General features: G+C 71.8%; 20 protein-coding genes and 1 pseudogene. 14 read left to right on the forward strand and 7 right to left on the reverse strand.

Features of this window, described 5'->3' with window-relative positions; translation table 11 throughout:
- Positions 1-37 precede the first annotated feature (37 nt).
- The 13 genes from ACFYPJ_RS28470 to ACFYPJ_RS28530 all read left to right on the forward strand — a co-directional run bounded on the left by ACFYPJ_RS28470 (position 38) and on the right by ACFYPJ_RS28530 (position 14,223).
- Positions 38-847: an NAD-dependent epimerase/dehydratase family protein gene (locus tag ACFYPJ_RS28470; RefSeq protein ID WP_389023023.1), complete on the forward strand. Its 810-nt coding sequence runs from the start codon at positions 38-40 to the stop codon at positions 845-847.
- 343 nt (positions 848-1,190) lie between these two features.
- Positions 1,191-1,961, forward strand: coding sequence for a DeoR/GlpR family DNA-binding transcription regulator (locus tag ACFYPJ_RS28475; protein ID WP_389023026.1), 771 nt, complete (start codon positions 1,191-1,193; stop codon positions 1,959-1,961).
- A 108-nt stretch (positions 1,962-2,069) separates the two neighbouring features.
- Positions 2,070-3,443: an ABC transporter substrate-binding protein gene (locus ACFYPJ_RS28480; RefSeq protein ID WP_389023029.1), complete on the forward strand. Its 1,374-nt coding sequence runs from the start codon at positions 2,070-2,072 to the stop codon at positions 3,441-3,443.
- On the forward strand, positions 3,440-4,378 hold the full coding sequence (locus tag ACFYPJ_RS28485) for a carbohydrate ABC transporter permease (protein WP_389023031.1): 939 nt from the start codon (positions 3,440-3,442) through the stop codon (positions 4,376-4,378). Before ACFYPJ_RS28480 ends, ACFYPJ_RS28485 begins: the two co-directional genes overlap by 4 nt.
- Positions 4,375-5,235, forward strand: coding sequence for a carbohydrate ABC transporter permease (locus ACFYPJ_RS28490; RefSeq protein WP_389023034.1), 861 nt, complete (start codon positions 4,375-4,377; stop codon positions 5,233-5,235). The genes ACFYPJ_RS28485 and ACFYPJ_RS28490 overlap by 4 nt, the downstream gene beginning before the upstream one ends.
- Complete coding sequence (locus ACFYPJ_RS28495) at positions 5,232-6,221, forward strand: zinc-dependent alcohol dehydrogenase family protein (RefSeq protein WP_389023037.1); 990 nt, start codon at positions 5,232-5,234, stop codon at positions 6,219-6,221. Before ACFYPJ_RS28490 ends, ACFYPJ_RS28495 begins: the two co-directional genes overlap by 4 nt.
- Positions 6,222-6,384: 163 nt before the next feature.
- The gene (locus ACFYPJ_RS28500; RefSeq protein ID WP_389023118.1) at positions 6,385-7,575 is read left to right on the forward strand and encodes a TerD family protein; all 1,191 of its coding nucleotides are present in this window, start codon (positions 6,385-6,387) and stop codon (positions 7,573-7,575) included.
- An 813-nt stretch (positions 7,576-8,388) separates the two neighbouring features.
- Positions 8,389-9,870, forward strand: coding sequence for a hypothetical protein (locus tag ACFYPJ_RS28505; RefSeq protein ID WP_389023039.1), 1,482 nt, complete (start codon positions 8,389-8,391; stop codon positions 9,868-9,870).
- Between the two features lie 7 nt (positions 9,871-9,877).
- Positions 9,878-10,561: a nitroreductase gene (locus ACFYPJ_RS28510; RefSeq protein ID WP_389023042.1), complete on the forward strand. Its 684-nt coding sequence runs from the start codon at positions 9,878-9,880 to the stop codon at positions 10,559-10,561.
- Complete coding sequence (locus ACFYPJ_RS28515) at positions 10,549-12,141, forward strand: type I 3-dehydroquinate dehydratase (RefSeq protein WP_389023045.1); 1,593 nt, start codon at positions 10,549-10,551, stop codon at positions 12,139-12,141. The genes ACFYPJ_RS28510 and ACFYPJ_RS28515 overlap by 13 nt, the downstream gene beginning before the upstream one ends.
- Entirely contained in the window at positions 12,138-12,590 is a 453-nt protein-coding gene (locus ACFYPJ_RS28520) for a hypothetical protein (RefSeq protein WP_389023047.1), read from the forward strand. The genes ACFYPJ_RS28515 and ACFYPJ_RS28520 overlap by 4 nt, the downstream gene beginning before the upstream one ends.
- The gene (locus ACFYPJ_RS28525; RefSeq protein WP_389023050.1) at positions 12,587-13,000 is read left to right on the forward strand and encodes a hypothetical protein; all 414 of its coding nucleotides are present in this window, start codon (positions 12,587-12,589) and stop codon (positions 12,998-13,000) included. The genes ACFYPJ_RS28520 and ACFYPJ_RS28525 overlap by 4 nt, the downstream gene beginning before the upstream one ends.
- On the forward strand, positions 12,997-14,223 hold the full coding sequence (locus ACFYPJ_RS28530; RefSeq protein ID WP_389023053.1) for an acyl-CoA dehydrogenase family protein: 1,227 nt from the start codon (positions 12,997-12,999) through the stop codon (positions 14,221-14,223). The genes ACFYPJ_RS28525 and ACFYPJ_RS28530 overlap by 4 nt, the downstream gene beginning before the upstream one ends.
- 174 nt (positions 14,224-14,397) lie before the next feature.
- Here the strand turns inward: ACFYPJ_RS28530 and ACFYPJ_RS28535 are convergent, their stop codons facing one another.
- From ACFYPJ_RS28535 to ACFYPJ_RS28550, 4 genes and pseudogenes are all read right to left on the reverse strand, one after another.
- Positions 14,398-15,846, reverse strand: coding sequence for an alkaline phosphatase PhoX (locus ACFYPJ_RS28535; RefSeq protein ID WP_389023055.1), 1,449 nt, complete (start codon positions 15,844-15,846; stop codon positions 14,398-14,400).
- 313 nt (positions 15,847-16,159) lie between these two features.
- Positions 16,160-17,587 carry a hypothetical protein gene (locus ACFYPJ_RS28540; RefSeq protein WP_389023057.1) on the reverse strand — a complete coding sequence of 476 codons (1,428 nt, stop codon included), beginning with the start codon at positions 17,585-17,587 and terminating at the stop codon, positions 16,160-16,162.
- Positions 17,588-17,801: 214 nt separating this feature from the next.
- Complete coding sequence (locus ACFYPJ_RS28545; protein WP_389023060.1) at positions 17,802-18,542, reverse strand: SRPBCC domain-containing protein; 741 nt, start codon at positions 18,540-18,542, stop codon at positions 17,802-17,804.
- 310 nt (positions 18,543-18,852) lie between these two features.
- A pseudogene (locus tag ACFYPJ_RS28550) lies at positions 18,853-19,435 on the reverse strand (helix-turn-helix domain-containing protein); the annotation flags it as partial.
- 333 nt (positions 19,436-19,768) lie between these two features.
- Between ACFYPJ_RS28550 and dapA the strand changes: the two are divergent.
- Positions 19,769-20,683: a 4-hydroxy-tetrahydrodipicolinate synthase gene (gene dapA / locus ACFYPJ_RS28555; protein WP_389023062.1), complete on the forward strand. Its 915-nt coding sequence runs from the start codon at positions 19,769-19,771 to the stop codon at positions 20,681-20,683.
- 182 nt (positions 20,684-20,865) lie between these two features.
- On the opposite strand, the gene dapD is transcribed toward dapA, so the two are convergent.
- From dapD to sufU, 3 genes are all read right to left on the reverse strand, one after another.
- Positions 20,866-21,855: a 2,3,4,5-tetrahydropyridine-2,6-dicarboxylate N-succinyltransferase gene (dapD, locus tag ACFYPJ_RS28560; RefSeq protein WP_389023065.1), complete on the reverse strand. Its 990-nt coding sequence runs from the start codon at positions 21,853-21,855 to the stop codon at positions 20,866-20,868.
- A gap of 390 nt (positions 21,856-22,245) precedes the next feature.
- A complete protein-coding gene (locus ACFYPJ_RS28565; RefSeq protein ID WP_389023067.1) occupies positions 22,246-22,581 on the reverse strand; it encodes a metal-sulfur cluster assembly factor in 336 nt (111 codons plus the stop codon).
- On the reverse strand, positions 22,578-23,045 hold the full coding sequence (sufU, locus tag ACFYPJ_RS28570; RefSeq protein ID WP_389023121.1) for a Fe-S cluster assembly sulfur transfer protein SufU: 468 nt from the start codon (positions 23,043-23,045) through the stop codon (positions 22,578-22,580). The genes ACFYPJ_RS28565 and sufU overlap by 4 nt, the downstream gene beginning before the upstream one ends.
- Position 23,046: the final 1 nt, after the last annotated feature.

Below are 23,046 nucleotides of genomic sequence, written 5' to 3' on the forward strand. Positions count from 1 at the left end.
GCCACCGGCCCTGGCCACCGACCCGAGGAGACCGAGCATGCCCGCTCCCCGCACCGTCCTGCTCACCGGCGCCGCCGGCGGTCTCGGCACCCTGATGCGGGAACTGCTCCCCGACTACGGCTACGACCTGCGGCTGTTCGACATGCGCCCGATCGAGGGCGAGCCGGACGCGATCACCGCGGACCTCGCGGACACCGAGGCGCTGCGCGAGGCCGTGACGGGCGTCGACGCGGTCATCCACCTCGCGGGCATCTCCCTGGAGTCCACCTTCGAGAAGATCCTGAAGGCGAACGTCGAGGGCACCTACCACCTGTACGAGGCGGCCCGCCGGGCGGGCGTGCCGCGGATCGTCTTCGCCTCCTCCAACCACGCGGTCGGCTTCACCCGGGCCCCGCGCGGCGACGACCCGCTGATCCCGGCCGGCACCCCGCGCCGCCCGGACACCTTCTACGGCCTGTCCAAGTCCTTCGGCGAGGACCTGGCCCAGCTCTACTGGGACAAGCACGGCCTGGAGACCGTCTCCGTCCGCATCGGCTCCTGCTTCCGGGAGCCGACCAGCGTCCGCATGCTCTCGGTGTGGATGAGCCCCGCCGACGGCGCCCGCCTCTTCCACGCGGCGCTGACCGCCGAGCGCGTCGGCCACACCGTCGTCTACGGCTCGTCCGCCAACACCCGCCTGTGGTGGGACCTGACCGGGGCGCGGGCACTCGGCTACGAACCGCAGGACGACTCGGAGCCGTACGCCGCGAAGCTCATCGCCGAACAAGGGGAGTTGACCCCGGACGACCCGGCCCACACCCACCTGGGCGGCCACTTCGTGAACGACCCGCCGATCTGGCCGTACTGAGTCTGGCCGTACTGAGAACGAGACGGGCACGGTCCGGAGAGAGAACCGGAAACGGCACACGGCACGGACCGGGAAGCGGCGGAAAATCGCCGCCCCGTACGGGCGGGCGGGCACCGAACGGGCCCACCCGCCCTGGCATTCGGGCACAGACATTGCCCGTTCCCACCTCGCCCGGCGCAGCCACGCAGGTCCGAGACGGGCACTCTGCTCGGCGATCGGGCACATACGGGCAGCATCAAATCCGCAACAGACCTGGTCAGCCTCACACCCCCGCTGTAAAACATCCCCCAAGGGCCCAACCGGGCCCGAACGGGCACACCTCAGTGTGGAGGCAGGTGACGCGATGAGTTCCAGCACGTCCGAGGAGCGGCAGCGAGAGATCGTGCGGGCAGCACGGACGGCCGGCTCTGTCGACGTCACCGCACTCGCCTCCGAACTGGGCGTGGCCAAGGAGACCATCCGACGCGATCTGCGTGCCCTGGAGGACCACGGTCTGGTGCGCCGCACCCATGGGGGCGCCTATCCCGTGGAGAGTGCCGGGTTCGAGACGACGCTCGCCTTCCGGGCCACCAGCCAGGTGCCCGAGAAGCGCCGGATCGCCGCTGCCGCCGCCGAACTGCTCGGCGACGCGGAAACGGTCTTCGTCGACGAGGGCTTCACCCCGCAGCTCATCGCCGAGGCCCTGCCCGTCGACCGGCCACTGACCGTGGTCACCGCCTCCCTGCCGGTCGCCGGCGCCCTGGCCGAGGCCGAGAAGGTCTCGGTGCTGCTCCTCGGCGGCCGGGTCCGCCCCGGCACACTGGCGACCGTCGACCACTGGGCCACGAAGATGCTGGCCGGCTTCGTGGTCGATCTCGCCTTCATCGGCGCCAACGGCATCTCCCGCGAACACGGGCTGACCACCCCCGATCCGGCGGTCAGCGAGGTCAAGGCACAGGCCGTCCGGGCCGCCCGGCGCACCGTCTTCGTGGGGACGCACACCAAGTTCGGCGCGGTCAGCTTCTGCCGGTTCGCCGATGTCGGCGCGCTGGAGGCCATCGTGACGAGCACCCTTCTCCCCACGACCGAGGCCCACCGCTACTCGCTGCTGGGGCCGCAGGTCATCCGCGTCTGATTGATCCGCACTCATATGCCAAGGCAATCCCCGGGGGTGCCGCGCACCGCCCCGCGCCCCTTGTATCCGCACATCTCCGTACACCCTCACACCTATCAGGAGCTAGCCATGCACACCCAGAGCCGATGGAGGCCGCGCGCCACGTTCGCCCTGGCCGCCGCAGGGACGCTGATCACTCCGCTGCTCGTCGGCTGCTCGGGCGCCGGCGGAGCCGGCGGCGGGTCCTCGGCCCACTCCATCAACGTCCTGATGGTGAACAACCCGCAGATGGTGGAGCTGCAGAAGCTCACCGCCGGTCACTTCACCAAGGACACCGGGATCAAGGTGAACTTCACCGTCCTGCCGGAGAACGACGTCAGGGACAAGATCAGCCAGGACTTCGCCAACCAGGCCGGCCAGTACGACGTGGCCACGCTCAGCAACTACGAGATCCCGATCTACGCCAAGAACGGCTGGCTCCACGCGATCGACTCGTACGTCAAGAAGGACACCGCCTTCGACCAGCAGGACATCCTCAAGCCGATGCAGCAGGCCCTCACCGCGGCCGACGGCAAGCTCTACGGCGAGCCCTTCTACGGTGAGTCGTCCTTCCTGATGTACCGCAAGGACGTCCTCCAGAAGAAGGGCCTGACCATGCCGGCCAAGCCCACCTGGAAGCAGGTCGCGGACCTCGCCGCGAAGGTAGACGGCGCCGAGCCCGGCATGAAGGGCATCTGTCTGCGCGGGCTGCCCGGCTGGGGGGAGATGATGGCTCCGCTGACCACGGTCGTCAACACCTTCGGCGGCACCTGGTTCGACAAGGACTGGAAGGCCCAGCTGGACTCCCCCGAGTTCAAGAAGGCCGCGCAGTTCTACGTCGACCTGGTCCGCAAGCACGGCGAGTCCGGCGCACCGCAGGCCGGCTTCGCCGAGTGTCTGAACAACACGACGCAGGGCAAGACGGCGATGTGGTACGACGCCACGTCCGGTGCAGGTTCGCTGGAGGCCTCCGGTTCCCCGGTCAAGGGCAAGATGGGCTATGTCCCGGCCCCGGTCGACAAGACGGACAGCTCCGGCTGGCTCTACACCTGGGCCTGGGGCATCCAGAAGGCGTCCGACAACGCCGACGACGCCTGGAAGTTCATCTCGTGGGCGTCCAGCAAGGACTACGAGAAGCTCGTGGGTGAGAAGGCGGGCTGGGCCAACGTGCCGGCCGGCAAGCGCAGCTCGACCTACGACATCCCGGAGTACCGCAAGGAGGCGGCCGCCTTCGCGGACGTCACCCGGGACGCCATCTCCAGTGCCAAGCCGAACGACCCGGGTGTGCAGCCCCGCCCCGCGCCCGGCATCCAGTTCGTCGACATCCCCGAGTTCACCGACCTGGGCACCAAGGTCTCGCAGGAGCTGAGCTCCGCCGTCGCGGGACGGCAGTCCGTGGACAGCGCGCTTGAGAAGGCACAGAAGCTCGCCGAGGCCGTCGGCAAGAAGTACGAGGGATCATGACCGTCACCGCCCCCGCCCCGGTCGCCGCCGCCCCCACGCGGCCGGCGATCCGGCCGCCGAACCGCCTCCGCGCGTGGGTCACCCGAGCACCGCTGCTGCCCGCGCTGGTCTTCATGATCGTAGTGACCCAGCTGCCCTTCGTGGCGACCCTGGTGTTCTCGTTCTTCGACTGGAACGCGCTGTATCCAAAGGACCGTCACTTCACCGGTATCGACAACTACCGGCAGGTCCTGACCGACGCGGACCTGCGCCAGTCGGTGTGGACAACCATCGTGCTGACCGTCACGGTGGTCCTGGCCAGCCTGGTCCTGGGCCTTGCCGTCGCACTGCTGCTCAACCGGAAGTTCCGGGGCCGCAGCGTGGTCCGTACGCTGATGATCGCACCGTTCCTGGTCGTGCCCGTGGCCGCCTCCCTGCTGTGGAAGCATGTGCTCTACAACCCCGAATACGGCCTGTTCAACGGGTTACTGCACTATGTGGGCGGCCCTCAGCCGGACTGGATCTCGGACAATCCGCTGATCGCGGTCGAGGCTTCCCTGGTGTGGCAGTGGACGCCGTTCATGATGCTGATCCTGCTGGCGGGACTGCAGAGCCGCGACAACGAGCAGCTCGAAGCCGCGCGGGTGGACGGCGCGAGCGACTGGCAGGTCTTCCGCTACCTCACCCTCCCGCATCTGCGCCGCTACCTCGAACTCGGCGGCCTGCTGGGCTCGATCTACATCGTGCAGAACTTCGACGCGGTCTTCACGATCACGTCGGGCGGCCTGGGCACCGCCAACCTTCCGTACACCGTCTACCAGAGCTTCTACCAGGCCCACGAGAACGGCCTCGCCTCGGCCGCGGGCGTCGTGGTGGTCATCGGCTCGATGATCATCGCGACCTTCGCACTGCGCGTGGTGTCGTCGCTGTTCCGCGAGGAGGCGTCGCGCGCATGAGCACCGTCGCAGCAAAGACCGTGAACGTACGGTCCCGCCGTCGCAGCGGAGCGGGGCTGGGCCTGGTGGCCTGGCTGGTGGGGCTGCTGTTCTTCCTGCCCATCGCGTGGATGGCCCTGACCTCCTTCCACTCCGAGACGGACGCCGCCACCAATCCGCCGTCCTTCGGGGCCTCCCTGACCCTGGACAGCTACCGCGAGTTCTTCGGCGCGGGCGGCGGGGCCGACCCCTGGCCTGCGCTGATCAACTCGGCCACCGCGTCGATCGCCTCGACCCTGTTCGTGCTGGTGCTGGCCCTGCCGGCGGCGTACGCACTCTCCATCCGCCGGGTACGGAAGTGGACGGACGTCCTGTTCTTCTTCCTGTCGACGAAGATGCTGCCGGTGGTGGCGGGCCTGCTGCCGATCTACCTGTTCGCCAAGAACACCGGCATGCTCGACAACATCTGGCTGCTGGTCATCCTGTACACCTCGATGAACCTGCCGATCGCGGTGTGGATGATGCAGTCCTTCCTCGCCGAGGTCCCGGTGGCGGTGATCGAGGCCGCCCGGGTGGACGGCGCCCGGCTGCCGACGATCCTGGCCCGTGTGGTGGCACCGATCGCCCTGCCCGGCATTGCCGCGACGGCGTTGATCTGCTTCATCTTCAGCTGGAACGAGCTGCTGTTCGCCCGGGTCCTCACCGGTGTGGTCGCCGAGACCGCCCCCGTCTTCCTGACCGGCTTCATCACCAGCCAGGGCCTGTTCCTGGCGAAGGTGTGCGCCGCCTCGCTCGTCGTCTCCCTGCCGGTGCTCGCCGCGGGGTTCACCGCCCAGGACAAGCTGGTCCAGGGCCTCTCGCTGGGAGCCGTCAAATGAAGGCCGCCGTCATCGAGTCCATGGGCCGCGCCGTCGTCACGGAGGTCCCGGACCCGACGCCCGGCCCGCGCGAGGTCGTCGTCGAAGTGGCCGCCTGCGGCCTGTGCGGCACGGATCTGCACATCCTCCAGGGCGAGTTCGCACCCAAGCTGCCGATCGTGCCCGGGCACGAGTTCGCGGGACGGGTCGTCGGGGTGGGCGCCCAGGTCACCGAGGTCGCGGTCGACGACCGGGTGGCGGTCGACCCGTCGCTGTACTGCTACGAGTGCCGCTTCTGCCGCGCCGGCCACAACAACCTCTGCGAGCGCTGGGCGGCGATCGGCGTGACCAACCCGGGCGGCGCGGCGCAGTACGCGGTGGCGCCGGTGGCGAACTGCGTGAAGCTGCCGGAGCACGTACGCACCCAGGACGCGGCCCTGATCGAGCCCCTGTCCTGCGCGGTGCGCGGCTACGACATCCTCCAGTCCCGGCTGGCCACCCATGTGCTGATCTACGGCTCAGGAACCATGGGACTGATGATGCTGGAACTCGCCAAGCGGACCGGCGCGGCGAGCGTGGACGTGGTGGACCTGAACCCGGACCGGCTGGAGACGGCCCGCCGGCTCGGCGTCTCGGCGTCCGCCGCGAACGCCGACGAACTCGACCGGCCGCAGGGCTGGGACGTCGTGATCGACGCGACGGGGAACGCGGCGGCCATCCAGGACGGCCTGGAGCGGGTGGCCAAGGCGGGCACGTTCCTCCAGTTCGGGGTCGCCGACTACGCGACCCGGGTGAACATCGACCCGTACCGCATCTACAACCAGGAGATCACCATCACCGGCTCCATGGCGGTGCTGCACAGCTACGAGCGGGCGGCGGAGCTGTTCGCGAACGGTGTGCTCGACCCCGAGGTGTTCATCAGCGACCGCATCCCGCTGGAGAGCTACCCGGCGGCGCTGGAGCAGTTCGCGGCGGGGGTGGGACGCAAGATCGTGGTGGTGCCGTAGGCGGACCGCGGGCCGCGGGGGCGCTCAGGGGTGAAGGCCCCTGAGCGCCCCCGCGGCCGTCCTCGGCCGCCCCCGCGGGAGGCCGGCGGGAGCGCTGGGCCGAACGGCCCCAAGGTAAGGGAACGGCAAAGCGCTCTCGATCGTTATCTCTGGCATGACCGCTATGACCCCCGGCTCGAACATCCCGCTCTCCACGTCCCGGGTGACGGTGGACGTCGCCGCCCCGGTGCGGCTCGACGTATCGGGCCTGCTGCTCACCGCCGACGGCAAGGTGCGCTCCGACGAAGACTTCATCTTCTACAACCAGCCCGCGGGACCGGGTGTGACCCACCGCTCGGGCGGCGGCGCGACGCCCGACGCGATCGTCGTCGACACCGCCGCCGTCCCGCCCGGCATCGAGAAGATCGTCGTGACCGCGAGCCCCGACGCCGCGGGCCAGACCTTCCAGGGCATCGAACCGACGGCGACGATCCGCGCCGCCGACGACAACGCCGTCCTGGCGACGTTCACGCCCCCGCAGCTCGGCACCGAGACGGCACTGGTGGTCGTCGAGATCTACCTCCGCGCCGGCCAGTGGAAGGCGCGCGCCGTCGGCCAGGGTTACGCGGACGGACTCGCGGGCATCGCCACCGACTTCGGCGTCACCGTGGAGGAACCCGCCCCGGCCGCCCGGCCGGTGACCTCGCCGCCGCCCGCCGCACAGCCCGCCGCGCCGTCCGCGACGCCCCCGATGCCCGCCGCTCCCCCGGCGCCGCCGGCCGCCGCGCCCGGCACCGGGAAGATCAACCTGGACAAGGGCCGGGTCAGCCTCCAGAAGAACCAGACCGTCTCCCTCGTCAAGGGCGGCCGTCCGCTGCTGTCCCGGGTGCAGATGGGCCTCGGCTGGGAGCCCGCCTTCCGCGGCAAGGACATCGACCTGGACGCCTCGGTCATCGCCTACGGCCCTCAGCGCAACCACATCGACAGCTGCTACTTCGGCAAGCTGACGATCCTGAACGGCGCGATCAAGCACTCCGGCGACAACCTCACCGGTGAGGGCGGCGGTGACGACGAGGTGATCGTCGTCGACCTCGGCCGGATCCCGCCGGAGGTCACCGGCCTGGTCTTCACGGTCAACTCCTTCTCGGGCCAGAAGTTCACCGAGGTCGCCAAGGCGTACTGCCGCCTGGTGGACAGCGCGTCCGGCGAGGAACTGGTCCGCTTCGACCTGACCGGTACCGAGGCGCAGACGGGCGTGCTGATGGCCAAGCTCATCCGCCAGTTCTCCGGCGAGTGGGAGATGACCGCGATGGGCGACTTCGTCAAGGCCCGCACGGTCCGCAACATGGTGAAGCCGGGCGCGCAGGCGCTCTGAGGGGTGCTTCGACAAGCGGCGTCGGATCAGGCCGGCGCCGGCACCTCCGGATCCCGGGACGGGACCGGCGGGGCCACCTCGCTTTCTTTGCCTGTTAAGTGACTCGCTTTTATGGAAAACACGTCGACACGGACCGGCATCCGCCACTCGGTGGATGCCGGTCCGCTGTCGTTGAAAAATTCAGGGCGGACACTCCGTTTCTTCGGCACGGGGACGGTGCGCAACTTGCAGTTCTTGATCGAATGACGCGAGTTCGCAGCTGACCGAGATGCTCCGCATGCCGTGCTCGGACGTCGGCAGCGGTGCGGCGATCGTCACCAGGGAGACGAGCCCCGGACCCGCCGGCCCGGCGACGGGCACCTGCCAGCCGGTCCGCCGCCCCAGCCAGGGGCGGCGAGCACCACCGGCCCGCGCCCCGCGGCCGGGCGTGCCGTGGCGGGGTGTCGGGCGAGTCCCGCGAGACGCCGATTCCCGGCCCCTGACGGCTGCCGCCGGACGGCGCGCGCACGCCGCTTCCGCGCTGGCCGGGCACATGCGTCGGCGGTACGATTTCGAGAAGGCGTACGCGCCTGAACAATGAACAGCGAAAAGGCAGCGGCCGCACACAGCAGGTGGGCCGCTCGATTGCACGCCCTGGGGCGACCTGCGGGATTGCAGAGGCCCATGCGACGGGCGACGGAAATTGTACGGCCGTTGCGTACAAGCGCCCTGAAAAACATCCAGATTGTTCCTCGGGTCAGATTCCGACCAGACGTGCCGTTCCCGGACTTGCGACGTCAATGACCTTGGCGTCCGAGCAGTTATGGGACTCACATGGGCTGGCTCACCTTCGGTTACTTCATCTCGTACATCCCCTACGCCATGCTGGTGAAGGCACTCGCCAGCGGAGTCACTCCGCTCTCGTCCCAGCAGGTCAGCGGCGCTGAGATGCTGCCCGCCACGGTGCTCGGACAACTCGTCGCCATGGTGTTCTTCCTGGCCCTGACGGGCCGGTGGCGGCACCTGCGGCGGGCTCGGATCGGCGGGCACCGGATTCCGGTGGCGGGGCGCGAGACGCTGGCGGCCGGCTTCTTCACTTCGCTCATCGTCGGCGCCACCACGATGAACTACACCTTTTCCGGTGTCTCGATCCTCTTCATGCTGCTGTTGATGCGGGGCGGAGTTCTGATTCTCTCCCCGCTGATCGACGCGGCCCGCAAGCGGCGGGTCATGAAGAATTCCTGGGTGGGTCTGTTCCTCAGTCTCATAGCGGTCTCGGTGGCGCTCTCCGATGTGCACAGCTACCAGCTGACACTGGCCGCCGTACTGAGCGTCCTCATCTACCTCGTCGGCTATCTCGGCCGGTTCGACATCATGAGCCGCGTCGCCAAGAACGGGGTCGTGGCCACGGACCGCCGGTTCTTCGCGGAGGAGCATGCGGCGGCGCCGATCTGGCTGGCGGTGCTGCTCGGGGCGGGCGCGCTGGCCGGGCAGCCGCAGCTGCGCGCGGGCTTCACCACGTTCCTCGGCACGCCTCCCGCGCTCGCGGCAGCGGCGATCGGCGTGACCTACGAGGTGCTGTTCGTCTTCGCCACGCTGATCTACCTCGACCGCCGCGAGTACACCTGGGGCGTACCGGCCTGGGCGTTCGCCAGCCTGATGTCCGGTCTGGTCGCGTCCTACGCGCTCACCTGGCTGGCCGGACTGCTGGCGCCGGGTACCGGCCAGCTGATCGCCCTCGGGTTCGGCGTCGCCGCGGTCGCGGCCCTGGCCTATCCGTCGGCCGCCCTCTGGTGGCGAACACGCGGCACCGGCGCGGCATGCCGGGTGCTGTTCGTCTGCGGTGGGAACACCTCCCGTTCCCCCATGGCGGAGGTCATCGCGTGGGCCCAGGCGGCGGAGGCGGGCGTCGCCCACGCCTTCCGGTTCTCCAGCGCGGGTATCGCGACACCGCTGTCCGCGCGCCCGATGGCGCCCGGCGCGCGCTCCGCACTCGCCGAACTCGGCCTGCAACGGGTGCCGGGCCGGGGAAATCCGCGCCGCCACCGGGCCCGCCCGATCACCTCGGAACTGTGCCGGGTCAGCTCCGTCATCTACTGCATGACCAGGGCCCACCGCGACCGGGTCGTCGCCCTGGCGCCGGAGGCCGCGAGCCGTACCGTGCGGCTGGACCCGCACGGTGACATCCCCGATCCGGACGGGCAGTCACCGGAGGCGTACCGGCAGTGCGCCCAGCACATCCAGCGGTCCGTCCATCTCCGGCTGTGCCAGCTCACCGAGGTCTACGGGCCGCTCCCCAGCACCGGACGGGGGTGAGCCGCCGATGACCCGCGGACCCATGCCCGACGGCCTCTCCCTGATCGCCTCCCGCCACTGCAAGCGGGCCTTCCTGGACCGGGCGGTGCCCAGGGACGCCCTGGCGGAGGTCCTCCGCACCGCCGCCCACGCCCCGTCGAGCCGCAACACCGAGCTGTGGCAGGTGACGGTGGTGACCGGCGACAGCCTCACGGCGCTGGTGGGTGCCCTGTGCGAGGCGTACGACCGCGGTGACCCGCCCCGCCCGGACTGCACCAGCCGGCCGCCGTCGCTCGACGACGCCGCCGAGCGCCGTGCCGAACGGGCCGTGACGGGCGTGCTGCTGGCCAAGGGCCACGCCGCCGGGGACCGAGCGGCCGGCCGGGCGCACCTCCGGGACAATCTGCGTTTCTACGGGGCGCCGGCCGCCCTGGTCTGCCACCTGCCCAAGAACGCGGTGTCCGGGACCTTCCTTGAGCTGGGCCTCTTCCTGCAGAACGTGATGCTCGGACTGGTGGCCGGGGGTCTCGGCAGCTGCCCGCAGTTCAGCGTCGCCGGCTACGGGGACGTACTGCGCGCCCAGCTTGGCATCGGACCCGACCGGCTCGTCGTCTGCACCATGGCGGTCGGCTACCCGGACGAGAGCGCCCAGGTCAATCGGTTCGTCCCGGGGCGGGCCGGGCTTGAGGAGTACGTCCAGTGGCGCGGCTGACCAGCGGACACGGTGCCGCCGCCGGGCGTCGGGCCCGGCTCGTCGCGGTGGCCGCCGAACCCGAGGACCTCACCCCGCACCGGCTGCGCGGCCTCGCCGAGCTGGCGGACGAGCTGGAGATCCGCGCCGACCTGGTCGGCGATCCCGATCCCGCCCGGCTGCGCCGGCACTTCCCGGGGCCGCTGACCTACGCCCTGCGGTCCACCCGGCAGGGCGGTCGCTCGGCGGCCGGCCCGGTCGCCCGGACCACCCGGCTCCTGCGCGCGGCGGACCGCTACGACCTGGTCGACCTGGAGGCGACGGACGACGTGCGGCCGGAGCTGCTGGCGGCCATCCCCGCCCGGCAGCGGCGGATCTCCTGGCACGCGCCCGACCAGGCGGGCGGCGCCGGAGCCGGGCTGCCGGCGGCGGTGGGATCGCTCCGCAACCGGTTCGCCGCGATGGCCGCCGTACCGGCCGCGCTGTACCTCCTCGTGCCGCAGCCGGGCGCCCAGTACGGATCGGCCGCGCCGCTGCTGCTCACCGGGCTCGCACGGACCGACGTCACGGCGTTCGCGTCCGGCCCGGCGGGTACCTGGACGCGGGTGCTGGCGCCGTGGCTGGGGGCGCCCGTCGTCTTCGGCCGGGCCGGTGCGCCGGGGGCGGACGGCATGCCGGAGCTGGGCCGGCTGGCGGCCGACTACGGGCTGCCCTCGCTGCCCCAGCTCAGCGCCCTGTACGGCATCGCCGGGCGTGCCCCGGGCGGCTCGCTGTCACCCCGGCTGCACAACGCGGCGCTGCGGGAGCTTCGGCTGCCCGCGCTCTATCTGCCCTTCCAGGTCGACCGGTTCTCCCGGTTCTGGCACTGGGGCGCGGGCTTCGGGTCGCTGGGCGGGCTGCCCCTGCGCGGCCTGACGGTGACCGCCCCGCACAAGGAGAGCGCCCTGCAAGTGGCCGACGTCGCCGATCCGGACGCGCTGGGGTGCGGCGCGGCCAATCTGCTGTGGCTCGACGCCGGACGCTGGCGGGCGGCCACCACCGACACCGTCGCCGCCCTGCGCACCCTCGCGCTGAGCGGAGCCGACCCGGGCGGTCGCAGCGCCGCCGTCGTCGGCTGCGGCGGGGCCGGCCGGGCCGTCGCCTGGGCACTCAGCCGGGCCGGGGCCCGGGTGACCCTGGTCAACCGGGGGATCGCGCACGGCCAGGAGGCCGCCTCACGACTCGGGCTGCGCCACGTGCCGCTGTCCCGGTTCTCCCCGGCGGGATACGCCCTGCTCGCGCACGCCACGCCCCTGGTGGAACGGGAGCCGTTCCCGGTGGCCGCAGCCGACGGGGACGCGGTGGTGCTGGAGATGGCCTACCGCGACCCGCCGACCGCGCTCACCCGCGCCCTCCGCGCCCGCGGGCTGAGGTGCATCGACGGCTGGGAGATCCTGTCCGCCGAAGTCCGGGAGCAGTTCCGGCTGATGACCGGCCACACGATGCCGCAGACGGAACCCCTGCGCGCCCTCGGCTCCGGCCCGGCCGCACGGTCCGGCACCCACGGCCTCCCCGCGTCGGGGGGACCGGCACCGGCACATCGCAGGCGGGAGGCACCATGACGACCCGTTCGACGACCCGTTCCGATGCGACGTCCCGCTCCCGGCCGACGTCCGGGTCAGGACCGTCCGCGCCCCGTCCGCCCGGCGCACCGGACGCCTCGGCGCTGCTGGGCGAGTGGGTCAACACCGACCGGCACACCGCCAAGGGCGCCCGCCTGCTGGACGTGACGCAGCGCGCGGACGGCGTGTTCGTGCGGGCGTCCGGCGCCGGCGGGCCGGGGCCACGGGACTGGGGCGAGGCACCCGCGGTGCTGTACACCCCACCGGGCGCGCCGTCGGCCGCCTGGTCGTTCTCGGTCGTCTACGACCTGGGTGCCGTGCGCATCGTCGTCTGCGCCTACCACAAGACGGGCATTCTGGTGACCACCACGGCCACCGTCCTCAGCGGCGGCGGGGACGCCGGCCACTGGGCCCGTTCGTTCTTCCACCGGGCCGGGAGGCGGACATGACGGTGCACGCGGTCGATCCGGCACCGCTGGCGGGCGACTGGGTCAATTTCGACACCGCCGCCATCGGGCTCGACCTGGTCGAGGCCGTGGCCGACGGCGACCGGCTCCTGCTGCGGATCACCGAGCGGGGCGAGCCGCGGCCCGCGCCGGACGCGCCCGGCCCGCCCGCGGCCCCCGTCCGCGGCGCCACCCTGCCCGCGGTCCCGCTGGCCGACGGCGTCGACACCGCGGAGGCGGTGGCGTTCCTCGCCGAGGGCCGGCTCGGCGACCGGCAGGTCGTCCTCGTCGGCTACGTCAACCGAGGGCTGCTGACCATCGACGTCCACACCGTCCACCCCACCGGGACGCGGACACCGAACGTGATGTACCGCGCCCACTTCTACCGCCTGGAAGGAGCCACCCCCGCATGACCGACGACCCGCGCCGCGCCACCGGACCGGCCCCCGGTCCGGCGGCCGACGACGACCAGGGGGCGCTCGGCACCGTGGCGAAGCTCGCCGCGGAGAAGTTCGCCCCGCGCGCCGCGGAGTACGACCGTGCGGCCGTCTTCCCCACCGAGGACTTCGACGACCTGTTCGCCTGCGGGTTCCTGGGTGTCACCGTGCCCCGGGAGTACGGTGGTCTGGGCTACGGCCCCTGCCGGCGCGACACCCTGCCCCTGTGGGAGATGACCACCACGCTGGCCAAGGCCGATCTGTCGCTGGCCCGCTGCTGGGAGGGGCACGCCAACTCGCTCGTCCTCATCGACGCGCTGGCCTCCCCCGAGCAGAAGCGGCGCTGGTTCACCGGGGTGGTGGAACACGGGGAGAAGTGGGTCGCGTGGAGCGGTGAACCCCAGGCCCCGAAGCCGGGCGAGAGCCGGCGCTTCGGCACCGCGCTGACCCCCGTCGAGGGCGGCTGGATCCTCAGCGGCAGCAAGGCGTTCGCGACCGGCGCGACCGGCGCGCAGTGGGCGATCCTGCTCGTCGATCCGGACGGTCCGGGCGGAGCCCGCGCAGCCCCGGAGGTCCGCGGGCGGCTCCTGCTGCTCGCCTGCGACCTGTCCGATCCGAGTGTGACCGTGGACGCCTCGTGGTGGGACCCCGTCGGCATGCGCGCCACGGTCAGCCATGTGGTGCGCTTCCACGACACGTTCATCCCGCGCGACCGTCAGATCGGCGCCCCCGGCGGCTACTTCGACGGCCAGTGGCAGACCGCCTTCGTCCCCCACTACGCGGCCAGTTTCCTCGGCGGCGCGCTCGCCGCGTACGAGTACGGGCTGACGTATCTGAAGCGGCAGGGCAAGGGCGGCGATCCCTATGTGCAGCAGCGGGTGGGCAGCATGGCGGTCAACGTCGACACCGCCCGGCTCTGGCTGCGCCATGTCGCCGGCCTGTGGGACGAGGGCAGGCTCGACGAGGCCCGGGTCGCCGGGGACAGGGCCTGGCAGGTGGTCGCGCGGCTGGCCGAGGAGACGGTGCACCATGTGATCGACGCGTGCGGCGCCCGCTGCCTGATCCGCCCGAGCCCGGTGGAGCGGGTGCTGCGCGATCTGACGCTGTACAAGCTCCATGACAACAGCGATCACGTGCTGGCCACCGTGGGCCGGGCCGTCCTCGGCGAGGAGTACGACCCGTTCTTCCACCGGCTCTGAACCGCGGCCCGTACCCGCCGTCCTGCACGACGGGACCGGCGGCTTCGCGGGCGACGGAACGGGCGACCGGACACCGGCAGAAACAGGCAGCGGGACGGGCGGCAGGACGTGTGCCGGGCCAGGTGACAGGGCAACGACCCCGGCCGTCGGCCGGGGTCTGCCCTCAGCTTCCGGTCAGCGCTTGTTGTGCCGCTTCCAGGGGCCGGTGATGGCGAGCATGATGCCGGGCGTCTGGATGTTGGCGTACAGGGTCTTGCCGTCGGGCGAGAAGGTCACCCCGGTGAACTCGCTGAACTCGGGTTCCTCGGCGGTCCCGGCGTTCAGTTCGTTGCGGGCGATCGGGTAGGTGCGGCCGCTGTCGGTCGCGCCGAACAGGTGCTGGAGGCCCTCGCCGTCCTCGGCGATCACGAGGCCGCCGTACGGGGAGACGGTGATGTTGTCCGGTCCGTCGAAGCTGCCTTCCACGGACGGGTCGGGGTTCACGCCGATGCGGACCTTCAGCGTCAGGGTGCGGCGTCCCGGTTCGTAGAACCAGACGGCGCCGTCGTGCTGGGCGGGGCTCTCCGCGCGGGCGTAGGACGAGACGATGTAGGCGCCGCCGTCGCCCCACCACATGCCCTCCAGCTTGCGGGCGCGGGTGACCTGGCCGGTGCCGAACTGCTTGCGGACGGAGGTGCTGCGCGCGTCGCGGTCGGGGACGTCGACCCAGTCGACGCCGTAGACCGTGCCGATCTTCGTGGCGCGGGAGAGGTCGTCGACGAACTGGCCGCCGGAGTCGAAGCACTTGAACGCCTGGAGCCTGCCCGCGTCGGCGGCGAGGTTGCGCAGCTTGCCGCGGCCGTGGTGGAAGCCCGCGGGCGGGGTCCAGCGGTAGAGCAGCCCGTTCGGGTTGGACGCGTCCTCCGTCAGGTACAGGTGGCCGCGCTTGGGGTCGACGACGACGGCCTCGTGGGCGTAGCGGCCCAGCGCCTTGACCGGCTTCGGGTCACGGTTGGCCCGGCGGTCGGCGGGGTCGACCTCGAAGACGTAGCCGTGGTCCTTGGTCATGCCGTTCTGGCCGGCCTTGTCCTCGGTCTCCTCGCAGGTGAGCCAGGTGTCCCAGGGGGTGTGGCCGCCCGCGCAGTTGGTGGAGGTGCCGGCGATGCCGACCCACTCCGCCACGTCGTCGCGGCGGACCTCGACGACCGTGCAGCCACCGGAGGCGGCCGGGTCGTAGACGAGGCCGTCGGTGAGCGGGACGGGGTGCTCCCAGCCCGCGCGCGGGCCGCCCAGTTCGTGGTTGTTGACGAGGAGGGTGGCGCCGCGCGGGCCGTCGAAGGTGGCGGTGCCGTCGTGGTTGGAGGGCGTGAACTCGCCGGACTCCAGCTTGGTCCGGCCGCTGTAGGTGACGATCCGGTACGAGAAGCCGGCCGGCAGGGCGAGGATGCCGTTCGGGTCCGGGACCAGCGGTCCGTAGCCGACCGAGCCGTGCGCGGCGCCCTGCTTCTCCTCCCCCACTCTCTCGGTGTCCGTGGCGGCCAGGGCGTTCGGGGCGGTGGCGAGGGCGCCTACGCTGCCCGCCAGTGCGACACCGGCACCGGTGATCGCGGTAGTCCTGGCGAAGTCCCTGCGGGTGAGCGACATGCTGTCTCCTGTGACGGTGGGATTGCCGTGGAGGGTGACGGATCGCCGTGCGCCGAAACGCTCCCGCTCTCGGCTGAACAGCAGTTGAACACCAGGCGACTTCATCGCCCCCGCTTCCATGAATCCGTACACGCCGGCCCACGGGAATCCCAAGACGCCCGGCCGTACGCCTTTCCCCGCGCCTGGCCTTCCCGCCCGCGCGCTGTCCCTCGGGCCCCTGCCGGCAGGAGCGCGACGGAGCCTGCGTCCGGACCGGGTCCCGGTCGGGCGATCCGGTCCGGACGGAAGGCGGCAGGGTGATGTGATCGCGCGCTCAGCCGCCCTGCTGCGAGCGGGCCTTGAACGCGGCCTTGCGGGCCTCCTTGGCGATCCTCTTGTCCGGGTGCAGCCGGCCCATCGCCTCCAGCACGTCGGCGGTCGCCGGGTGGTCCACCCGCCAGGCCGCCGCGAAGAACCCGCTGTGCTGCGCGGCGAGCCCTTCCACCAGGGCGCGCAGTTCGTCGGAGTTGCCCTCGGCGGCGAGCTGCGCGGCCACCGTGTCGACGGTGAGCCAGAACACCAGCTCCTGCGAGGGCGGCGGCACGTCGGGGACGCCCCGTTCGCTCAGCCACACCCGGGCCAGCCCGCCCAGCTCGGCGTCGTCGAGGACGTCCCGCAGCGCGGGCTCGGCCTCCGCGCCGACCAGGGACAGCGCCTGCTGGCAGCGCAGCCTGCGCAGCGGCGCCCCGGCGTCGCCGCCCCGCGCCGCGGCCAGCAGCTCCCGGGCGGCGGGCAGGGGTTCGCGGCGGGCCAGCCACTGCTCGGTCTCGGCGTGGGCCGCCGCCTGCGGGAAGCCGGAGGTGCCGTCGAGCAAAACGTCCGCGCCCTTGTCCACGAGTTCGCCGACCGCGGGCGCCGCGTACCCGGCGTCCAGCAGCCGCGCCCGCAGTCCGTACAGACCGAGCGGGGTGAGCCGTACCAGGCCGTAGCGGGCCAGGTCGCTGTCGTCCACCGGGGTGGCCGGCTCGTCGTCGGCCTCGGCCATGAGTGCCTCGTCGACCGGCTGGTACTCGACGAGGCCGATCGGCTCCAGCACCCGGAACTGGTCGTCCAGGCGCATCATCGCGTCGGACACCTGCTCCAGCATGTCGTTGCTGGGTTCGCCCACGTCGTCGGGGACGATCATCGAGGCGGCGAGCGCGGGCAGCGGCACCGGGCCGTCACCGGGGCCGTCCTCGCTGACGGTCAGCAGATACAGGTTGCCGAGAACGCCGTCGAGGAAGTCGGCCTCGGCCTCCGGATCCCAGTCGAGCGACGAGAAATCGACCTCGCCGCCGGTGTCGAGGGTCTCCATCAGACCGTCCAGATCGGGCACGCTCGCATCGGCGAGGACGGTCTCCAGGGCGGTGAGCCACACCGTGAGCACGTCGTTGGGCGAGCCGGAGGTGAGCAGCGCCAGCTCCTCGCCCGCCGCCGCCGTCCCGGCCTCCTCGTCGACGATCTCGACCAGCCCGGTGTCCACGGCGATCCGCCAGGACTCGCTCGCCCAGGCAGCGGCGTCGTCCCCGGTGAGCCCCAGGTGCTCGGCGGCGGCCGGGAGCTGCTCGTCGACGAGACCGCCCCCGGCGTCCACCCGGGTCCCGGGACCGGCCCAGCGGGCGAGCCGGGCGGCCCGGGAGAGCGACGGTGTGGACAGCGCGGCACGCGCCAGCTCCGCTTCGGAGTGCAGCCGCACCGGCGGCAGGGGGGAGCTGTCTGACATCGGCTGGTTCTCCTCGCGGCCGTAACAGGACTCAGCCGCTCAGCCTAGACGGGTTTCCACCCATGCCGCCCGGTTCACTCCCCGTAGGAGCGGCCACTGGCCGAAACCTTGACCGCTCCTGAACGGATCGGAGGCCGTCGCGCACGGAGTCCGGGGTGCCCGGCCGTCCGCTCGGCCTCCGCGCCGGGCCGTCCCGCCCCAGCACACGACTCGCTCAGGACCGGCTGAAAATTCCGTCCAGCCAGCCCTGCCAGGCGGCGCCGTTCGCCTTGGCGTCGGCGTCCGGCGCGAAGTCGTGCACGGAGATGCCGACCGGGGCGCCCCAGTGGTTGCGCCCGAAGAAACGCAGCAGGGCGGTGTCGGTGCGCAGGCCGATGAAGTACGGGTTGCGGAAGTCGACGACGGCGTCGACGGGCCGTCCCTGCGGGCCCCGCGCCCGGACCCGCGCGCCCGGCTCGATGTCGTCGGCGAGCCCCAGTGCCGGGCCGACGGCGGTGAACGCGTCGGCGGCGCTGGACGCCTCGGGCCCGTCGAGGCTGATGAAGGCGACCGGGCGGGGCGCGAAGTGGACCAGGTACTCGCGCAGGGTGTGCATGTAGAACTCGGTGTGCCGGTGCGCGCCGTCGTACTGGTTGTCCCAGTCGTCGACGAAGATGCCGCTGTGCACGTACCGCACCCAGGCGTGCCGGCCCGCGTCGCGCGGCTCGATGGTGTAGTCGAGCTGGTTGGCGGTCTGCTGCGAGATGCCTTCGACGTCCTCGACGCGGTTGGTGTAGCGGTGCGGCGGGTCCCACACGGTGATGGTGGACCCGAAGGGGCCCTGGCCGCCCACCCGGGGCTCCGGCGGCTCCATCGGCCACAGGTAGCCCCCGGTGCCGCTGGTGACGGCCTGCCACACCTCCTCCGGCGTGGCGTCGACGTCGAACTCGCTGACGATCTCGAATTCCTTGGCCATGATGGAAAAGCTCCTGATCACTGCGGGTCCGGTGCCGGGGCGGACCGCTCCCGGACCGAGGCGGGGTCCGGGACCACGGGGTGGCCCGGGACCGCGGACTGGTCGCCGACACCGGACCGCTCGCCGGCGGTGGATCGGTCGTCGGCGGTGACGGGGTTGTCAGTGGTGACGGGGTTGTCAGTGGTGGCACGGTCCGCGGCGGCGGTCCGCCCGTCGGCCGTGGGGCGGCTCTCGGCCGGGGAACTGTCGCCGAGTGCGGGCCGGCCCTCGGCCACGGGCTGCTCGGGGGCCGCGGTCGGGGCCTGCACCGCATCCTTGACCGTGGGATGGACGGCGACGACGATCCGGTGGTCGCGGCCGGCCGCCGCGCCGGGGGCGTCGTACTTGCGGATGAGGGCGCTCACACCCGCCGTCAGCTCCTGGACGAAGGCCGCGCGGTCGGCGGCCGAGGCGAAGCGCACCTCGCCGTCCAGGGCATAGGTCGCCAGCCGCTTGCGGGCCCTGGTCGCGCCGGTGATCAGCGTGCCGACGTCCCGGACGAGCCGGGCGCCGAGCGCCAGCAGCCAGCGGGCGGACAGCTGGTCCCGGAAACGGTCCGGATCCGGCTGTACGGCGGCCAGCGCCAGCGGGCTGATCACGTACGACGCCGCGGTCGCACGCATCAGCCGCTCGTTCACATTGCCCTTGCGACGCTCGCCGGCCAGTTCGACGAGGCCGTGCCGCTCCAGCGCCTTGAGGTGGTAGTTCACCTTCTGTCTGGGCAGCCCGACCCGGCCGGCCAGCATGGCGGCCGACGCGGGCGCGGCGGCCAGTTCGGCGAGCAGCCGGGCCCTCGTCGGGTCCAGCGACACGGCGGCGGCAGCCGGGTCCTCGATCACGGTCACATCCAGCATGCGCCCCACCCTCCCACCGAAAACTTTTTTTGTCCAGGCGAGGGAAGTTTTCGGCTCGGTGGCGGGCCGCGACCGCGGCAGCCGTGGCCGTATCGAACTCGGCGACCATTGCGACCGATGGCCGTACCGGCCCCGGCGACCGTTGCGGCCGTTGCGGCCGTTGCGGCCGGGCGAACTGCCGGAGGCGACCGTTCACACCATGGTGGCCCGCAAGGGTCCGAATCGGACACCGGAGAGTGCGGCACGGACCTCCACAACTCAACAGCATTGCTTAGCCGTACCTCGTAGAAGAATTAAGTGGAGCTTCACTGTCCGGCTGCCGAGACTGGATCCATGACGAACCCCGACAAGCCTCCGGCCCCCTTCGGCCGCACCCTCTGCGCCATGGTCACGCCGTTCTCCGGGACGGGCGCGCTCGATCTCGACGGCGCCGGACTGCTGGCCGAGCGGCTGGTGGCGCTGGGCTGCGACGGACTGGTGCTGGGCGGCACGACCGGCGAGTCGCCGACCCTCACCGACGCCGAGCAGGCGGATCTGGTCCGGGCCGTCCGGGAGGCCGTGGGGCGGCGGGCCTCCCTGGTCGCGGGTGTCGGCACCGCCGACACCCGGCACAGCGTCGAGCTGATCCGGGCCGCCGAGAAGGCGGGCGCGGACGGCGCGCTGGTCGTGACGCCCTACTACAGCAGGCCCCCGCAGGACGCGCTGGAGGCACACTTCCGGGAGGTCGCGGACGCGAGCGGCCTGCCCGTGATGCTGTACGACATCCCGGCCCGCACCGGCACCCGCATCGAGCCCGAGACGCTGATCCGGCTCGCCGGCCATCCGAGGATCGTGTCGGTCAAGGACTGCTCCGACGACCTCCTCGGCACCCAGAAGGTGCTGGCGCGCACGGATCTGGCGTACTACGCGGGCAGCGACGAGCAGATCCTCGCCCTGTACGCGGTGGGCGCGGCCGGCTGTGTCAGCACGGTGGCGAACGTCGTACCGGGCCATGTCACAGGCATCCTGGCGGCATTCGAGGCGGGCGACACGACTCGCGCGGCCCGGCTCCAACTGCGTGCCACACCCCTGATCGAGGCGATGACGGCGGCGGGCCTGCCCGGCACGGTCACCGCAAAGGCCCTGCTGAACGCCCTCGGCCTCCCCGCCGGTCCGGTACGCCCGCCGCTGCGCCCGGCCGGCCGTGCGGCCACGGCACAACTGCTGACGCTCCACGAGGAGTTGGCGGCGGCCGGGCAGACCGTCTGAACGGCGCCCGCCGGGTGCAGGGGCCACCCGGCGGACCGGCCCGCGACGCCCCCGTGTGCGACGTACACGACACCCGATCGCAGGAGGCCGGGACTTCACCGACCCCGCTGAACGCCGTCCGACACGTGCGCCCTGCCACGGCCGGGGCCTTGGCAGGGCGCGGGGTCGACCGGCGTCGGCGGTCAGTTGTGGCTGTGCAGGATGTCGTTGAGGCCGCCCCAGACCGCGTTGTTCGGGCGGGCCTCGACGACGCCGGTGATCGAGTTGCGGCGGAAGAGGATGTGGGAGGCGCCGGAGAGTTCGCGGGCCTTGACGATCTGGCCGTCGGGCATGGTCACGCGGGTGCCCGCGGTGACGTAGAGGCCGGCCTCGACGACGCACTCGTCGCCGAGGGCGATGCCGACGCCCGCCTCGGCGCCGATCAGGCAGCGCTCCCCGATGGAAATGATCACGTTGCCGCCGCCGGACAGCGTGCCCATGGTGGAGGCGCCGCCGCCGATGTCCGAGCCGTCGCCGACCACGACACCCGCGGAGATGCGGCCCTCGACCATGGAGGTGCCCAGGGTGCCCGCGTTGAAGTTGACGAAGCCCTCGTGCATGACCGTGGTGCCGTCGGCGAGATGAGCGCCGAGGCGCACCCGGTCGGCGTCGGCGATACGGACGCCCTTCGGCGCGACGTAGTCCGTCATGCGCGGGAACTTGTCGACCGACGTCACCTGGAGGTGCAGCCCCTCGGCGCGGGCGTTGAGCCGCACCTGCTCGACATCATCGACGGCGACCGGGCCGAGCGAGGTCCAGGCGACGTTGGCGAGGAAGCCGAAGATGCCGTCCAGGCTCTGCCCGTGCGGCCTGACCAGGCGGTGCGAGAGCAGGTGCAGCCGCAGGTAGACGTCGTGCGCGTCGATCGGCTTCGCGTCGAGGGAGGAGATGACCGTGCGGACCGCCACCACCTCGACGTTGCGGCGGGCGTCGGGGCCGACGGCCTTCGCGGCGCCCTCGCCGAGCAGGTGCACGGCCTGCTCGGCCGACAGCTTCTCGGTACCGGACGGGCCGGGTTCGGCGGCCAGTTCGGGCGCCGGGAACCAGGTGTCGAGGACAGTGCCGTCGGCGGCGACGGTGGCGAGGCCGGCGGCCACGGCGCCGGTGGTGCGAGAACCAGTCGTGTCGGTCATGAGGGCAACCTAACGTGGGCGGGGCCGCGCGGGCGAACCGGTGACGCACCGTCTCGCGTGCCGGTCCGCGCACACCACCCGCCCGGCACCGCAAAAAGGGCCGTTCCACTCCGAACGACGCATTCCGCGTGCTGTCGTACGTCCTGGAATCACCCGCTCCGGCACCTCCCGCGCCTGCGCCTGCGCCTCGTCGTACTCCCCGCCCCTCAGCAGCACTTGGAGGCAGAGGGCGGCCGGCCGGGCGAGCAGGGCCCGGGCATCCACCGGGCCGCCCGTCCGCCTGGCCGGCCGGCCGGCCGCTGCGCCGTCTCGTCCATCGAACTCCGCGTACGCAAGCGAACGGCGGCACCCCGAAGGGTGCCGCCGTCAGGACCAGCGCATCCGTGCGACTCACACGTTGAACCCGAGCGCCCTCAACTGCTCCCGGCCCTCGTCCGTGATCTTGTCGGGACCCCACGGCGGCATCCAGACCCAGTTGATCCGGAGCTCCTCGACGAGGCCGTCCGTGGCGGACTTGGCCTGGTCCTCGATGACGTCCGTGAGCGGACAGGCCGCCGACGTCAGAGTCATGTCGACGGTGGCGATCTTGGCCGACTCGTCGATGTGGATGCCGTAGATCAGGCCGAGGTTGACGACGTCGATACCCAGTTCGGGGTCGACGACGTCCATCAGCGCCTCGCGGAGTTCCTCCTCCGAGACCGGCTGCATCTCCACCGTGTCGCTCATGCCGTCTTCCTTTCGACGTCGGCTCCGCCCAGTGCCTGGGCCGTCGCGTCCTTCCACGCCATCCAGCTCAGGAGGGCGCACTTGACCCGGGCCGGGTACTTGGAGACACCGGCGAACGCGACCGCGTCCTCCAGGATGTCCTCCATCGCCTCGTCGGGCTCGACCCGCCCCTTGGACTGCATCAGCTCCAGGAAGGTCTCCTGGATCTTCTGCGCCTCGGCCAGTTCCTTGCCGACGAGGAGGTCGCTCAGCACGGAGGCCGAAGCCTGGCTGATGGAGCAGCCCTGGCCCTCGTACGAGACGTCCTCGATCGTCGTGCCGTCGTACTTCACGCGAAGGGTGATCTCGTCACCGCACGTCGGGTTCACATGGTGCACCTCGGCGTCGCCATCCCTCAGACCACGCCCGTGCGGGTTCTTGTAGTGGTCCAGGATGACTTCCTGGTACATGGAGTCCAGTTTCACC

Origin of the sequence: Streptomyces sp. NPDC006012, assembly GCF_042871185.1 — a bacterium.
In the GTDB taxonomy this organism is placed as follows: domain Bacteria; phylum Actinomycetota; class Actinomycetes; order Streptomycetales; family Streptomycetaceae; genus Streptomyces.

Coding starts and splice junctions, on each gene's coding strand:
- ACFYPJ_RS28565 (WP_389023067.1), bottom strand. CDS start 22,581: ATGAGCGACACGGTGGAGATGCAGCCGGTCTCGGAGGAGGAACTCCGC.
- ACFYPJ_RS28495 (WP_389023037.1), top strand. CDS start 5,232: ATGAAGGCCGCCGTCATCGAGTCCATGGGCCGCGCCGTCGTCACGGAG.
- ACFYPJ_RS28545 (WP_389023060.1), bottom strand. CDS start 18,542: ATGGCCAAGGAATTCGAGATCGTCAGCGAGTTCGACGTCGACGCCACG.
- ACFYPJ_RS28525 (WP_389023050.1), top strand. CDS start 12,587: ATGACGGTGCACGCGGTCGATCCGGCACCGCTGGCGGGCGACTGGGTC.
- ACFYPJ_RS28540 (WP_389023057.1), bottom strand. CDS start 17,587: ATGTCAGACAGCTCCCCCCTGCCGCCGGTGCGGCTGCACTCCGAAGCG.
- ACFYPJ_RS28530 (WP_389023053.1), top strand. CDS start 12,997: ATGACCGACGACCCGCGCCGCGCCACCGGACCGGCCCCCGGTCCGGCG.
- ACFYPJ_RS28475 (WP_389023026.1), top strand. CDS start 1,191: ATGAGTTCCAGCACGTCCGAGGAGCGGCAGCGAGAGATCGTGCGGGCA.
- dapA (WP_389023062.1), top strand. CDS start 19,769: ATGACGAACCCCGACAAGCCTCCGGCCCCCTTCGGCCGCACCCTCTGC.
- ACFYPJ_RS28470 (WP_389023023.1), top strand. CDS start 38: ATGCCCGCTCCCCGCACCGTCCTGCTCACCGGCGCCGCCGGCGGTCTC.
- ACFYPJ_RS28505 (WP_389023039.1), top strand. CDS start 8,389: ATGGGCTGGCTCACCTTCGGTTACTTCATCTCGTACATCCCCTACGCC.
- ACFYPJ_RS28480 (WP_389023029.1), top strand. CDS start 2,070: ATGCACACCCAGAGCCGATGGAGGCCGCGCGCCACGTTCGCCCTGGCC.
- dapD (WP_389023065.1), bottom strand. CDS start 21,855: ATGACCGACACGACTGGTTCTCGCACCACCGGCGCCGTGGCCGCCGGC.
- ACFYPJ_RS28535 (WP_389023055.1), bottom strand. CDS start 15,846: ATGTCGCTCACCCGCAGGGACTTCGCCAGGACTACCGCGATCACCGGT.
- ACFYPJ_RS28485 (WP_389023031.1), top strand. CDS start 3,440: ATGACCGTCACCGCCCCCGCCCCGGTCGCCGCCGCCCCCACGCGGCCG.
- ACFYPJ_RS28520 (WP_389023047.1), top strand. CDS start 12,138: ATGACGACCCGTTCGACGACCCGTTCCGATGCGACGTCCCGCTCCCGG.
- ACFYPJ_RS28510 (WP_389023042.1), top strand. CDS start 9,878: ATGACCCGCGGACCCATGCCCGACGGCCTCTCCCTGATCGCCTCCCGC.
- ACFYPJ_RS28490 (WP_389023034.1), top strand. CDS start 4,375: ATGAGCACCGTCGCAGCAAAGACCGTGAACGTACGGTCCCGCCGTCGC.
- ACFYPJ_RS28500 (WP_389023118.1), top strand. CDS start 6,385: ATGACCCCCGGCTCGAACATCCCGCTCTCCACGTCCCGGGTGACGGTG.